Here is a 15,148-nt window from a genome sequence, read left to right as displayed (position 1 = left end):
GCGCTGTGGTGTTGCAACGAGCCGACAAACATATTGACAACACAGCTAAAAAAAAATAGTATTATCAGTTCAAAAACAGCATTCATCCCTGCCGGTCCGAAAGGGCTGGCGGACAAGACTTTTCTCTTTTTCTACTGATATTCATACTACCACTCATCCATGACAGATTCACCTTCAACATCGCGTTACAGCGAAGCCGGAGTCGATATCGACAAGGGCAATGCCTTTATTTCCCGGATAAAAAACATCGTTGCCGATACCCACGGCAGGGGCGTACTCAGTGATATCGGCGGTTTTTCCGGACTATTTGCCATAGGCAATGCCGGCTACGAGGACCCGGTCCTCATCGCCTCGACAGATGGTGTTGGCACCAAGCTCAATATCGCCAAGATGTGCAACAGGCACGACACCATCGGTATCGATCTTGTGGCCATGTGTGTAAACGATGTGGTGGTCAGCGGCGCCAAACCGCTCTTTTTCCTTGATTACTTTGCGGTCTCCAGTCTTGACCTGGATGTGGCCACCGATGTGGTCAAGGGGATTGCAAAGGGGTGCAAAATATCCGGATGCTCCCTCATTGGCGGAGAAACAGCGGAAATGCCGGGCCTGTACCAGCCGGGTGACTATGATCTAGCCGGATTTGTGGTCGGGATCGCGGACCGCAACTCCATCATCGACGGCAGCGATATCCGGGTGGGCAACAAGATCATCGGCCTGGCCTCGTCCGGCCTGCACTCCAACGGCTATTCCCTGGTCCGCAAGATATTCTTCGAGGAACTGGGACTGAGTGTGGATGACCAGGTCGAGGAACTGGGCTGCACTGTGGGCGAGGAACTCCTGCGCCCCACCCGAATCTATGTCCAGTCCCTGCTCAAGATACTCCGTAACTTCAAGATCAACGGCCTGATCCACAACACCGGTGGCGGCTTCATTGACAACGTGCCCCGTATCCTGCCCGGCGGCTGCAAGGCGGTCATCGAACCGGACAGCTGGGATGTGCCGCCGATCTTCACTTTTCTCCAGGACAAGGGCAATATATCCATCCAGGAGATGTACCGGACCTTCAACATGGGTATCGGTATGATGGCACTGGTTGATGCCGACCTGGTCGAGGACGTTGTCCACCAGTTCAAGGCCCTGGGCGAGACTCCCTACGTGATCGGCGAGATCACCAAGGTGGATGACACGGACGGCCAGTGGGTCACCATCGACGGCATTACCGGGTAGGCTGCCTCGCAGCCGGAACCAACGGGGTCCCTCTTACAAGCGACACGAAAAAAGCCCTGATCCGGTTACTCCGGACCAGGGCTTTTTTCTTTCTTTTTCCCGGGCAGTAGCAGCTCTGGTTAGCGCTCAGTGGCTGTCTGGCACCCCACAGTCGGCACTGCCACCCTTGAGCTTGTACAGGCCATGGCGCAGGGCCGGGAGCACTACCTCGATATTTTCCCGGGCCGCTTTTTTGCTTCCCGGCAGGTTGATGATCAGGGTTTCGTTGCGGATCCCGGCAATGCCCCGGGACCAGACAGCCTGGACAGTTTTCTCCAGGCTGGCCCGGCGCATGGCCTCCGCTATGCCCGGCACCTCGCGGTCAATCACGTTCCTGGTCGCCTCGGGGGTCACGTCGCTTGGCGACACCCCGGTGCCGCCGGTGGTGACGATCAGGTCGATCCCTCGGGTATCGGCCCAGCTCACCAGGGTGGCTTCGATGAGCTCCTGCCGGTCGGGAATAACCTCGTAGGCCACGATATCATAGCCCGCCTCACCGAGCATCTCCCGGAGCATGGCACCGGAAGTATCCTCCCGTTCACCGCGGGATCCTTTATCCGACAGAGTCAGAATCCCGCAGGTATAGATCTGATCTTTACTCACACCCATGGATATCAGTCGTCCGCGTTGGCCTCGGCGATGATCTTCTCCGCCAGGTGGGCCGGAACTTCCTCGTAGTGGGAAAACTTGACTGAAAACGAGCCCCGACCACCGGTCATGGAGGTCAGATCCGGAGCATACATCATGATCTCGGACTGGGGTACGTGGGCATTGATGATTTCATACTTGTCCGCCGAATCCATGCCCAGCACCTTGCCGCGGCGGCTGTTCAGATCGCCCATGACATCACCCACATAATCCTTGTCCACCCGCACGGTCAGCTCCATGATCGGTTCCAGAAGAATGGGGTTGGCTTCCATGGCCGCCTTCTTGAAGGCCAGGGAACCGGCGATTTTGAAGGCCATTTCCGAGGAGTCCACGGTGTGATAGGAGCCATCCACCAGGTAGACCCGGACATCGACAAACGGATAGCCTGCCAGCACACCTTTTTCCATGGCTTCGAGAATGCCCTTTTCCACTGCCGGACGGTACTGCTGCGGAATCACGCCGCCGACGATCCTGTCGACAAACTCGAATCCACCGCCGCGCGGCAACGGTTCCATCTCGATCCAGCAGTCGCCGTACTGGCCGCGGCCACCGGACTGTTTCTTGTGCTTGCCCTGGACCCGGGCCTTTCCCTTGATGGTCTCCTGGTAGGGCACCTTGGGCACCCGCAGATCCATCTCCACCCCGAACTTGCGCTTGAGCTTCTCGCCGATAACCTCCAGGTGCACCTGGCCGACACCGGAGATCAGGGTTTCTCTTGTCTGGTGCTGGCGGGTAAGTTTCAGGGTCTTGTCTTCATCGAGCATCCGGGTGATGGAGGAGAAGAGTTTTTCCTCGTCCCCCTTCCTGGCGCTGACCGCGTAAGAGATCACCGTCTCCATGGGTTCCAGTGGCTCGTAGAGGATCGGAGCCGACTCGTCGCACAGGGTATCACCGGTCTCGGTTTCCCTGAGCTTGGCCACGGCGACCACCATGCCGGGAACCGCCTGCTCCACCTGGGTCTGCTCCTTGCCTTCCATGGTAAAAAGGTGTCCGAACCGCTCGGAAACCCCCTTGGTGGAATTGTAGAAGCTGTCGCCCTTGAGTACGCCGGAGAAGACCCGGAAGATGGTCAGCCGACCGGCAAAGGGATCGGTGATGGTCTTGAAGACCTGGGCGGAAAACGGTTCGTCCACACTGGGAAAACGTTCAATAAGGTCACTGGTCCGCGGATCGGTGCCGACCATTGCCGGACGCTGATCCGGCGAGGGCAGCAGATCCACCATGGCGTCGAGGATGAGCGAGGTCCCGGCATTGTTGAGCGCGGCGCAGGCGCAGACTGGGGCTATCTTCCCACTCCGCACGCCGGCGGCCAGGCCATCCTGCATCTCCTGGACCGTGAGTTCGCCCTCTTCCAGAAACTTCTCGATCAGGTCGTCATCGGTTTCAGCCACATATTCCATCAGGCTTTCCCGCATGGTGGCCATGTCGTCGGCCATGTCGTCGGGGATATCACCGGCTTCCACCTTGCCCGAGCCGTCGGCGGCAAAGAACCAGGCCTTGTTCCGGATCAGGTCGACCACGCCCCTGAAATTGTCCTCGGCCCCGATGGGGTAGTAGAGGACCACCGGGTTGAGCTCGAATTCCTGTTTTATCTGCTCCACGGTCTTGCTGAAGTTGGCCCGTTCTCTGTCCATCTTGGTGATGCAGATGATACGCGGCAGGTTGCGCTCCTGGATGAACTCGACGAATTTCTCGGTCTGGTTGCGGACACCAAGAACCGCGCCCACGGTGAGGATGGCACTGTCCGCCACCTGGGAGGCGAACTTGGCCTCGTTGACAAAGTTGTCGTCACCGGGAGTATCGGTCAGGAAGACCTCGGTTTTTTTCCAGTTGAGGTGATTAAACGCCGCACCGATGGAGATATGCCGCTTGATCTCTTCAGGCTCGAAATCCATGCAGGAAGTCCCGTCATCCACCTTACCCAGACGCTTGATGGCCCCGGCAGTAAACAGCAGGGCCTCTGCAAGAGTTGTCTTGCCGCTATTGCCATGTCCGAGAATTACCGTATTCCTGATCTGTTTCACGTCCTGCATGGAACCCTCCAAAGAACGAATGATTCTTCCAGAAGCCACGCCCGGAACGTTGTCCGGAGCGGGCGATTAAACCTGTCTTTTTATCTACCGATAGGTTCTGTTACCTTCCCGGCCAAACCCGCGGGTATCGGCCCTGACCTGTTTCCAGCGCTCCTTTTTTCTCTTCCTGTTTATCGTGGAAAATAGCTTTCTCTTTTTGCCTGACGATGGTAACCATTTGACCGGCAATGAAAGTGTTATATTCTCATTATCCCTGCAAAGTCAAGCAATAACCTCTGATTTTTCAAACAGTTCCCGGATTTTAAAATGAAAGGAAAACCAAGCGGTTCCACCGGAAAAATAGCCAGATCCGCCGGAGCGGTGAGCGGGGCGGTGATGTGCAGCCGGGTGCTTGGCCTGGTCCGGGAGCAGGTCTTTGCCACCATGTTCGGGGCCGGCTATGCCTACGATGCCTTTGTGGTCGCCTTCCGGATTCCCAATCTCCTCCGGGACCTGTTCGGCGAGGGAGCCCTGTCAGCCGCCTTTGTCACGGTCTTTTCTGATTACGATACCAACAGAGGTGCCGAGGCCACCTGGAGACTGGCCTCCAACCTGCTGGTCTTTGTCACCCTGCTGCTCAGCCTCCTGACCCTGGCAGGCATCTACCTGGCCGGGCCCCTGGTCAACCTGCTGGCCCCGGATTTCCAACTCATCGCCGGCAAGACCGAACTGACCGTGCTCCTGACCAGGATCATGTTCCCCTTTCTCATCTTCATCGCCCTGGCGGCAGTGGTCATGGGAATACTCAACACCAAGGGCCGGTTTTTCGTCCCGGCCATGGCCTCGAGTTTTTTCAATCTCGGCTCGATCATTGGCGGCACCAGCCTGGCCCTGCTCTTTCCCCACCTGGGCCAGCCGGCCATCGCCGGAATGGCGGTGGGCACCCTGATCGGCGGCTTCCTGCAACTCGCCATCCAGCTGCCCAGCCTGAAAAAAACCGGGTTCCGCTTCACACCGCGCCTCAACCTGCGCGACCCTGGCCTGCGGCGCATCCTCTACCTGATGCTGCCGGCCACTATCGGTCTGTCCGCCACCCAGATCAATATCTTCGTCAACACCAACTTTGCCGCCTCCTGCGCCGAGGGCTCGGTCTCGTGGCTCAACTACGCCTTCCGCATGGTCCAGCTGCCGATCGGGGTCTTCGGAGTGGCGCTGTCCATCGCCGCCATGCCGGTCCTGGCCAAACAGGCGGCCCTCGAGGACATGCAGGGGCTCAGAGAGACGTTTACCTCCTCGCTGGTCATGGTCTTCAGCCTGACCATTCCCGCCACCGCCGGGCTGATCCTCCTGGCCGAGCCCATCATCCGTCTTATCTTCGAGCATGGCGCCTTCACCGCCTTTGACACCGTTCGCACCGCCGAGGCCCTGACCTACTACGCATATGGCCTGTTCGCCTATTCGGCGGTCAAGATCATGGTCCCGGTCTTCTATGCCCTGAACAACACCAGATACCCGGTGGTGGGCAGTTTCCTGGCCGTGGCGGCCAACATCCTCATCATCTCCCTGACCATCAGTACCTTCCAGCACCGGGCCATCGCCCTGTCTACCTCCTGCACCATGGCCCTGAACTTTCTCTTCCTCGGCACCATCCTCTACAGAAAACTCAAAGGATTTTCCCTGGTCTACCTGGGGGCCGGAACCGGCAAGATTTTCGTCGCCACCCTGGTCATGGCCTCGGCAGTGTACTGGCTTCGCAACCTGCTTGCCGGCTGGCTGACGGGTGGGATCCCGGCGCAGCTTGCCGGTATCATTCTTCTGGTAGGTACCGGGGCAGTGGTTTACGGCCTTATCCTGCACATGCTCCGTCTGCCCGAGTTCACCGTGGTCACCGCCAGGATCGCTCAGCGGTTCAGATCCTGAAGCAGGCTGATCTGGGCCAGCAGAGCCACCACCGCGGTATCCACATGCAGGATCCGCGGTCCCATGGTAAAGGGAGCAAAGCCGAGCCTGGCAAACATCTCTATCTCGAACTCGTTCCAGCCCCCTTCCGGACCGATGGCCAGGACCACCGGGCAGGAAGGCGCACGGGCCGGCCGGTTCTCCCCTTCCCTGCCGCCGGAATCGTCACCCGACCCGGCAGGGTGGACGGTCCCGAACACCTCGGGCAGAGACTGCCTGGCCCCGGGATCGGCCAGCAGTTTCCTGCCGGCAAGGGTCGAGGCCACCTCCTCGATAAAGGGCTTGAAATAATGGTGGACATGGACACTGGGCAGCCGGGTGTCGGTGGCCTGCTCAAGCCCTTCGATGAGCAGGGCCTGGATTTTTTCCGGTTGCAGCACCGGTGAATGAAAAAAGGATTTTTCCACCCGGCGGGAACGGATCAGGTGCAGCTCCCGGACGCCCATGGTGGCAGCCTGCTTGAAGATACGCTGGACCATGATCGGCCGCGGCAGGGCAAGGATCAGGCTCACTTCCGGCTCTGGCTGGGGCTCCTGGTCAAGACTCACCTCAAGTTCCACCTGCTGTTCATCCACAGAGAGGATCCTGCCGGTGCCGCGGCGGCCGTTTATCATCCCGAGCCGCAGGGTATCACCGGGACTCAGCTTGAGAATTTTCCGCACATGCTCAGCCCGGCGGTCGGCCAGCTTAAGCCTGGTTCCTTCAATTTCCGTGTCTTTAAAAAGGAGTATGTTCAATTCCGTATGTATCCCGCTTAAGTTGAATTGATAATGAAATTAAACAACTGAGCACAAAGTCAGCTAAAATTCCATGACATTTTCGTCTGCTTGCATTACAAATGAAATGTGCCTGATTAATAGTGATCAAACCAGAGGTTAGTCCATAATGCCACCTTCCATACCACCAGCACTGCCTGTTGCACCACAGTGGCTCAGCGACTTTGACACCTATCTCATTGCCGAAGGCACCCATGAACGGACCTATGAAAAGATGGGGGCCCACCTGGTAACCATGCACGGCCAGGACGGTGTGGCCTTTGCCGTCTGGGCACCCAATGCCCGCCAGGTTTCGATCATCGGCGACTTCAACGGCTGGGACACCACCAGCCACCCCATGCACTCCAGCGATTCGGGCATCTGGACGCTGTTCGTACCCGGCATCAGCGAATTCACCATCTACAAATACCGGATCACTGCCGCCGATGGCCAGCTTTTTGACAAATCCGATCCCTACGGCTTCGGCATGGAGCTGCGCCCGCGGACCGGTTCTCTTGTCATCGACCTGGACCGCTACACCTGGAACGACAGCCAGTGGATGGAGGACCGGGCCGCACGCCAGGGACTGGACCGGCCGCTATCCATCTACGAGGTCCATGCCGGCTCATGGCGCCGGATTCCTGACGAGACCTGGGGACTGCGCTATCTCACCTACCGGGAGATGGCCGACACCCTGATTCCCTACGTGGTGGACATGGGCTACACCCATATCGAACTGATGCCCATCGCCGAACACCCCTTTGACGGCTCCTGGGGCTATCAGGTCCTGGGCTTCTTTGCCCCACCAGTCGCTTTGGCACCCCGCACGACTTCATGTACTTTGTCGACAGGTGTCATCAGGCCGGTATCGGCGTCATCCTCGACTGGGTTCCGGCCCATTTCCCGAAAGACGGAGCCGGGCTCAACTATTTCGACGGCACCCATCTCTACGCCCATGCCGACCCCCGCCAGGGAGAACACCAGGACTGGGGCACCATGATATTTAACTATGGCCGCAACGAGGTACGTTCATTTCTTATCTCCAATGCCCTGTTCTGGCTTGACAAGTATCACATAGACGGATTACGTGTGGATGCTGTGGCATCCATGCTCTATCTCGATTATTCCCGCGAGGAAGGGCAATGGGTACCCAACGAATATGGAGGCCGGGAAAATCTCGCCGCCATCTCGTTTCTGAGAAAGACCAACGAGGTGGTCCATGGCAATTTCCCGGGAATCCTCACCATTGCCGAGGAATCCACCTCCTGGCCCATGGTCTCCCGTCCCACCTATCTCGGCGGGCTGGGTTTCAGCATGAAATGGAATATGGGCTGGATGCACGACACGCTCCGATACATGAGCCACGATCCCATCCACCGCAAATTCCATCACAATGAAATGACCTTCGGCCTCCTCTATGCCTTTCAGGAAAACTTTGTTCTGCCCATTTCCCACGACGAGGTGGTGCACGGCAAGGGGTCGCTGATCAACAAGATGCCCGGCGACGACTGGCAGAAATTCGCCAACCTCCGAGCCTATCTCGGTTTCATGTGGACCTACCCGGGCAAAAAACTCCTCTTCATGGGGTGTGAATTCGGCCAGTGGCAGGAGTGGAACTATGACAAGGGCCTGGAATGGGCGGCACTTGAGGCGGATAATCACAGGGGCCTCAAGCGGTATGTCCGGGACCTCAATCTGGTATACCAGGCCGAGCCAGCGCTTTTTGAAAACGATTTCGACTGGGAAGGTTTCAGCTGGATCGACGCCAGCGACAGCGACAACTCGGTCTTTTCCTATATCCGCTATGCCAGGAACAAGGATGATTTCCTGGTTGTTATATCCAATTTCACGCCGATTGTTCGTGAAAATTACTGTATCGGTGTTCCCAAAGGGGGCTGTTACCGGGAGCTTGTCAACAGCGACCTGGATGTCTACTGGGGCAGCAATGTGCAAAATGGCGGCGAATTGACCGCCACCGACGAATCCTGCCACGGTTTCGACCATCGCCTGCGCCTGGCCCTGCCCCCCTGGCAACACTGATACTCAAGCCAGGGCAATAGGTAGTATCGACACCAACCAGCACAACCAATAGAAACGCCATGAAACCACGCACCACAGCTCTGATCATCGCCGGAATTATCGTCTATATTTTCCTTGCCATCTACCATGGCAAGCAGGTCCGCAAATACCCCAAAGCCGCATCCGGGCACCAGGCGGTTGTGCAGGAGCACAACGCGGCCCTGGCCGAATGCAACAGCCAGGTGGAGAAGTGCAAGGCCCGGCTCAACGAAGCCAGGCAGGAGATTCTGACCCTGCAGGAACAGCAGAAACTGCTGGCCAGCCAGAAGGTCGAGAACGCGGAAAAAGAAAAACAACTCGCCGCCCTGCGTGACCAGCTCAATGCTGCCCGTGAAGATCTCGCCACCCGGGAACAGGAACTGCGCGCCGCCCGCGAACAGCTCGCCGCCCTGGACACCAGACTGCAGGACTGTCTTAAACAGGGCAGTGGCAGTGCGGATATCGAAGCCCTGAAAAAGGCAATTGCCGCCCGGGATGCGGAGATAGAGAAGCTGCAGCAGCAGGTTCAGGTACTGACCGAGGCCCGAGACCAGGCCCTGGCAGCCAAACAACACACCAGCAAGAGCTGCCAGGAGGCGGCCGCGCTCAAGGAACGGATAGCGACTCTTGAAAAGGAGCTCGAGCGGAAGACCGCCGAACTCGAGGATACCCAGACCATCCTTGCCTCGCTCCGCCAGCAGAACACCACCCTGCAGCAGAAACTGCGCAAAGCCGAGATCATCACCAAGCACCTGGAAAAAGTCCGGGCCGACCTGGAGAACAAGGCTGAAGGGCTGATGACCGCCAACGACCGCATCCAGGCCCTGTCACTGCGGGTCCAGCAGGCCGAGGCCAACCTGGTGGCGGCCGAGGATACCATCGATCAGCTGAAAAAATCCCTGGCCGAGGCACAACTTGCCAGAGAAACAGCCGAGAAAACCGCCAAACGCCAGGAAGAGGAACTGGCTACCCTGCGAGAGACCATCCAGAAACAGCTCGGTGAGATCGGCACCCTGCGAGCCAAGCTGAGCGACGCCCTGTCCAGGGTGGCGGTCCTCAAGGCGGCCCGTAAACGGGCTGAGCTCAAGGCCGAGGCCATGTTCAAATACGGCCAGGAACGCAGCAAGCTGATCGCTCCCACGGAGCTGGAAGCCAACACCCTGGAAGAGCAGCTCACCCAGAGCCGTCAGGCCCTGGCCGAGGCCCAGGCCCAGCTTGCCACCCTGCAGCAGGAACTGCAGGCCAAGACCAGCCAGCTTCAGGAACTCGAGCAGCGGGCTACCCGGGCCGAAGAGGAAAAGAAGGCGGCCATGGATGCCATGGAGTCGCTCCGCACGGAGCTTGCCAAAGCCCGCCAGGCAGAGCAGGAGGCCATGGAAGAGGGCAAGCGGCTGGTGCGCCAGATCGTGGCCTTCACCGAGTCCAGGATTGTCTGGGATAACGAGATGAACCAGCTCAAGGGCAAGCTGGCAGATACCATCGCCGCCCGCGACGCACTGCAGAGCGAGCTGGATACGGCCAAGGCCACCATCGAACAACTGGAAGCCGACCTGGCCGATAAGAACAGTCGTCTGGAAGAAGCAAACAACCAGATAGCCGAGCTGCAGAAAGAAAAGGAGCGTCTGGAACAGGTCATCACTGTCAAGGATGAGGAGCTGGCCAGGACCACCGAGGCCAAAGAGCAGTGTGCTGCAGACCTGGAGACGAAAACTGCGGAACTTGACGAGCTGAACACCACGCTTGCCAACCTGGAAACCGATAAGCAGAATCTTGAAACCCAGGTTCAGGAACTGACCGCTCAGCTGGAAGAAGCCCGTGGTGCCGCCCAGGAGCTGGAGACGGTCAAGACAGCGCTTGCTGAAAAGGAAACAGCGCTGACCGAGGCCCAGACCAAGGTCGACGAGCTGACCGGCCAGGTGACCGAACTCACGGAAAAGCTCACCGCTTCCGAAGCAAAGATCGCCTCGCTTGAGGAAGAACTGGCCGCGGCCCGGGCCCTTGGCGAAGAGCTTGAAGGTGCCAGGGCAAGGATCAGCGAACTTGAGGCCGAACTGGCCACGGCCCGCGAGGCCCAGAATACGGCGGCCTCCAAGCTGGTCTCGACCGAGGAAGAACTGACCCGGCTGCAGCAGGAACTTGCTACCCTGCAGACCGAAAAAGAGCAGCTCCAGGCCCAGCTGGATGAAAAGACAGCCCGTATCGAAGAGCTGACCCAGTCCCTGGAGAATGCCAAGGCTGTCATCGCCGAGAAGACCGAAGCGGCAGCCAATGTTCCGGTTCTCACCGAGAAAGTGGAGCAGCTGCAGCTGCTGCTGAAGGAAAAGAATGACGAGCTTCAGCAGCTCCAGGCCACCAGCCAGGCCGTTCTTGCCGAAAAGGAAGCGCTGGCGGCCCAGCTGCAGGAAGTGCAGGAGAAACTGGCTGAGCTGGAAACCACCAGCCAGGATCTGAAGACCCAGCTGGAGGAGGCACAGAGCAAGGCTGCGCAGATCAATGAGCTCAAGACCGAGCTTAAATCCAGGGAAGAAGCCATCGCTGCCCTGCAGGACAAGATAGCTTCCCTTGAAAACGCCGGCCGGGAAATGGCCAGCCAGCTGGAGGAAGCCAGAGCCCGGGCCGCGCAGATCGATGAGCTCAAGGCGGAACTGCAGACCAGGCAGGAGGCCATTGTCGCCCTGCAGGAGAAAATCGCCACTCTGGAAGCCATGGACGAGCAGCTGAGTGGGCAGCTGGAAGCGGCCAGGAGCGAGGCTGCGCAGGTCGATGAACTCAAGGCCGCCCTGGCGGAAAAGGAATCGATCCTTGCCGAGCTTGAGCAGAAGCTGACCGCGCTGGAAACCACCAGGCAGGAGCTGGCCGCCCTCCAGGAAGAGGCCGCAGGACTCAAAGAGGCCCTGGAAACCAGCCAGTCCAGGGAGCAGGCCCTGGCCGAGCAGCTGCAGGCCCTCCAGCAGGAGATCGAGGCCCTGCAGAAAGAAAAGGAACAACTGCTCCTCCAGACCACCGACAGTGACAACGACGGGGTCTCCGATGCCGTGGACGCCTGTCCGGATACCGTGGCCGGGGCCGCTGTCGATTCGCTGGGCTGCGAGCTTGACAGCGACAACGACGGTATCGTGGACCGGCTGGACCTCTGCCCTGAAACCGCCGCTGCAGACGAATCCGGAACATTGGGCTGCCCGGCCGACAAGCCCATTGTTCTCACCGGGGTCACCTTTGCCACCGGAACCGCGGATCTCACCGACGAGGCCAGGGCCTACCTGGACCAGGTTGCCGCCATCCTGCGCGATGAGCCCGACACCGTGTTCGAAGTGGCCGGATATACCGATTCAGTGGGTGATCCCGAGCGCAATCTCAAGGTATCCATGGCCCGGGCCCAGGCCGTGCGGAAATACCTGATCGAGAGCGGAGTTGCCGAGAACAGGCTGCTGGCCAAGGGCTACGGCCCTGAAAACCCTATTGCCGACAACGCCACCGCCGAAGGCCGGGCCAAAAACCGGCGCGTGGAGCTGCATCCGGTTACACTCCAGTAATCACTCCTCTCAAAAAAACATCCCGATTACCGGGGACCGGTTCTGCGGTCCCCGGTTTTTTTTATTTTCCCTGGTAATCGTCCCACACCGTTCCCCAATCCGCCACTTCCCTGTCTCCGCCTGACCAGAATCCTTAATTGAAGATGTAATGCAGCATCTTGTTGAGAATTTTTTTTAAAAAGTGATTTGCATTGTAGATCAGGAGATGGCACAATAGTGGCAGAAAATCGTTTAATACCAATCAAAATTCGAATTTCAACTGGAACAGTACTGCTGTCAGCCCTGCAACACCTGACCTCTGGACATTTGTCCTGATATCTGCTTCAGTCGTTCCAGGAGGTAAGAGTGTACCGATCCGGACCGGCATTCTGCCGTTTACTGCTGTTCATACTGGTGCTGTTTATCTTTCAGTGCCCCTGTTATTCCGGGACCGATGACACCCGGTCATACCACGGAACCTACTCCACGGATTCTCCAGATCCGGTGCTTTTCTCCCTGACCCCGGAAGAACAACAATACCTGGCTGCCAAGAAGCGGATCACCATGTGTATCGATCCTGACTGGATGCCGCTTGAGAAAATCGAAAATGGCCAGCATATCGGCATGACGGCCGAGTACATGGATATCTTCTCCAGGATCCTCGACATCCCCATCGTCATGATCCCCACCGTGGACTGGATGGAGTCCATCGCCTATGCCAAGGAGCGCAAATGCGACATCTTCTCCCTGGCCATGCCCACGCCGGAGCGGGAGACCTACATGAATTTCACCCGGCCCTATCTCAATATCCCGCTGGTCATGGCCGCCAAGTACGACACCCCCTTTATTGACGACATCTCCACCATCACCGATAAAAAAATTGGCATTGTCCGGGGCTATGCCTTCAACGAACTGCTGCGCAAGCGGTACCCGAAGATGCAGATCATCGACGTGGATTCGGTCTCGGATGGTCTCAAACGGGTGGTGGAAGGCAAGATTTTCGGTTTCATCGGCACCCTGGCCACGGTGGGCTACACCATCCAGAAGGATTTTGTCGGTGAGCTCAAGGTGTCGGGCAAATTCGACGAGCGGTGGCAGCTTGGTATCGCTGCCCGCAACGACGAACCCCTGCTGGTCAACATCTTCGACAAGGCCATTGCCTCCATCGACCCGGCGACCCACCAGAAGATCCTCAACGACTGGATCGCCGTCCGATTCGAACAGGGCAGGGACTACAGGCAGCTGTGGCGCTTTACCCCCCTGGTCCTGGCCGCGGTTCTGGTCCTGCTCTACCGGACCTATGATCTGGGCAAATACAACCGCAAACTGGAACAGCAGAACCGGGAAATCCGCAACCAGGCGGAAAAACTGCGCCAGGCCGAACAGCAGCTCCTCTTCACCCAGCACGCCGTGGAGACCTGCGTCTTTCCCATTGTCTGGATCAAAAACTCACCAGTACTCGAAGAGACATCCATCATCCATGCCAACCGGGCGGCCGCGACCATGCTGGGCTACAGCCCCGACGAACTCTCCGGGTTGTCGGTGGCGGATATCGATGCCGAGATTTCCCAGGAGCGCTGGGAACAGGAACTGCAGGGGATGAAGGAAAGCGCCTTCTACACCCTGACCACCACCTGCCTGCGCAAGGACGGGTCCACCTTTCCGGCCGAACTCTACCTCAACTATTTTGAATACGAAAACGAGGCCTATCATTTCGCCTTTTTCATGGATGTCAGCCGTCAGCTGGAGATGGAGGAAAAACTGCACCGCTCCATGAAAATGGAGGCCGTCGGCCTGATGGCCGGCGGGGTGGCCCATGACCTGAACAACATCCTCTCCGGCATTGTCAGCTACCCGGAACTGCTACTTCTCAAACTGCCCAAGGACAGTGAGCTGCGCGCTCCGCTGGCCTTGATTCGTGACTCCGGCCTGCGGGCCGCCGAAGTGGTGGCGGACATGCTCACCGTGACCCGTGGAGCGGCGGCGTCCAGGGAAACTGTCAACATAAATTACCTGATCCAGGAACAGCTGGACTCGCCGGAATTCAAACAGATCGTCGAGGACCTGGACGACCTGACCTGCCAAACCGTGCTGGACCCGGACCTGCTCAACATTTCCTGTTCGCCCATTCATATCCGCAAATCGCTCCTGAACCTGCTGGTCAACGCGGTGGAGGCAGTCAATGGCCGGGGCACCGTCACGGTGAGCACTGCCAATTGCTACATCGAACGGCCAGTGGCGGAAAATCAGTACATGAAGCGGGGTGAATATGTCCTGCTCTCGGTGGCCGATGACGGTCCGGGCATTTCCCCGAAGACCAGAAACACATCTTTGAGCCGTTCTACAGCAAGAAGGTGATGGGAAAAAGCGGCACCGGCCTGGGGCTGACCATTGTCTGGAACACGGTCCAGGACCATGGCGGCGACATCACGGTGGAGAGCAATGAAAACGGGACCACCTTCACCCTCTACTTTCCCGCCACCAGGGCCAAGGCCGGACCGCGCAAGGAGGAATCGGCCGACGACAGCCTGCGGGGAAACGGAAACCAGATCCTGGTGGTCGATGATGAGGCGCAGCAGCGTGACATCGCCGGCCAACTGCTGGAATCCCTTGGCTACAGGGTGCTGACCGCCAGTTCCGGCGAAGAGGCGCTGACTGTGATCGAAGAACAGGATGTCGACCTGGTACTGCTGGATATGATCATGGATCCGGGAATGAACGGCCGCCAGTGCTACGAACAGATGCTCAGCCGCAAACCGGACCTCAAGGCGGTCATAGCCAGTGGTTTCTCGGAAAGTGAAGAGGTGAAAAAGGCCCTGGCCCTGGGCGCGTCCGCCTTTATCCGCAAGCCCTATACCATGATGCAGCTGGGCAAGGTGATCCGCACGGCCCTGAAAAGCCGAACCACGGCCTGAGGAAACGCGCCACGGGAGGCGTG

8 protein-coding genes and 1 pseudogene are annotated in these 15,148 nt (G+C 58.5%); 6 read left to right on the top strand and 3 right to left on the bottom strand.

What is annotated here, in order from left to right:
• Positions 1-159 precede the first annotated feature (159 nt).
• Positions 160-1,227 (top strand): phosphoribosylformylglycinamidine cyclo-ligase, encoded by a 1,068-nt coding sequence (gene purM, locus GF1_RS06365; protein WP_267928788.1) that lies wholly within the window; start codon positions 160-162, stop codon positions 1,225-1,227.
• Positions 1,228-1,353: 126 nt separating this feature from the next.
• On the opposite strand, the gene GF1_RS06360 is transcribed toward purM, so the two are convergent.
• Together GF1_RS06360 and fusA are read right to left on the bottom strand one after the other, a co-directional pair.
• Positions 1,354-1,875: a MogA/MoaB family molybdenum cofactor biosynthesis protein gene (locus tag GF1_RS06360; protein ID WP_267928787.1), complete on the bottom strand. Its 522-nt coding sequence runs from the start codon at positions 1,873-1,875 to the stop codon at positions 1,354-1,356.
• Between the two features lie 5 nt (positions 1,876-1,880).
• The gene (gene fusA, locus GF1_RS06355) at positions 1,881-3,947 is read right to left on the bottom strand and encodes an elongation factor G (protein WP_267928786.1); all 2,067 of its coding nucleotides are present in this window, start codon (positions 3,945-3,947) and stop codon (positions 1,881-1,883) included.
• A 306-nt stretch (positions 3,948-4,253) separates the two neighbouring features.
• On the opposite strand from fusA, the gene murJ reads away from it, so the two are divergent.
• The gene (gene murJ / locus GF1_RS06350) at positions 4,254-5,846 is read left to right on the top strand and encodes a murein biosynthesis integral membrane protein MurJ (protein WP_267928785.1); all 1,593 of its coding nucleotides are present in this window, start codon (positions 4,254-4,256) and stop codon (positions 5,844-5,846) included.
• Here murJ and GF1_RS06345 read toward each other — a convergent pair.
• Entirely contained in the window at positions 5,828-6,622 is a 795-nt protein-coding gene (locus GF1_RS06345; protein ID WP_267928784.1) for a 16S rRNA (uracil(1498)-N(3))-methyltransferase, read from the bottom strand. The two genes, murJ and GF1_RS06345, sit on opposite strands and share 19 nt — an antisense overlap.
• 148 nt (positions 6,623-6,770) lie before the next feature.
• Here GF1_RS06345 and glgB point away from each other — a divergent pair.
• From glgB to GF1_RS06320, 4 genes and pseudogenes are all read left to right on the top strand, one after another.
• A pseudogene (glgB, locus tag GF1_RS16410) lies at positions 6,771-8,680 on the top strand (1,4-alpha-glucan branching protein GlgB).
• A gap of 59 nt (positions 8,681-8,739) precedes the next feature.
• Positions 8,740-12,231 (top strand): OmpA family protein, encoded by a 3,492-nt coding sequence (locus GF1_RS06330; protein ID WP_267928782.1) that lies wholly within the window; start codon positions 8,740-8,742, stop codon positions 12,229-12,231.
• Positions 12,232-12,576: 345 nt separating this feature from the next.
• A complete protein-coding gene (locus tag GF1_RS06325; protein WP_267928781.1) occupies positions 12,577-14,568 on the top strand; it encodes a transporter substrate-binding domain-containing protein in 1,992 nt (663 codons plus the stop codon).
• Entirely contained in the window at positions 14,568-15,125 is a 558-nt protein-coding gene (locus GF1_RS06320; RefSeq protein ID WP_267928780.1) for a response regulator, read from the top strand. Before GF1_RS06325 ends, GF1_RS06320 begins: the two co-directional genes overlap by 1 nt.
• The last annotated feature ends 23 nt before the right edge of the window (positions 15,126-15,148 follow it).

Origin of the sequence: Desulfolithobacter dissulfuricans (assembly GCF_025998535.1) — a bacterium.
Lineage (GTDB): Bacteria > Desulfobacterota > Desulfobulbia > Desulfobulbales > Desulfobulbaceae > Desulfolithobacter > Desulfolithobacter dissulfuricans.
This window is presented reverse-complemented; position numbering and strand designations above follow the sequence as displayed.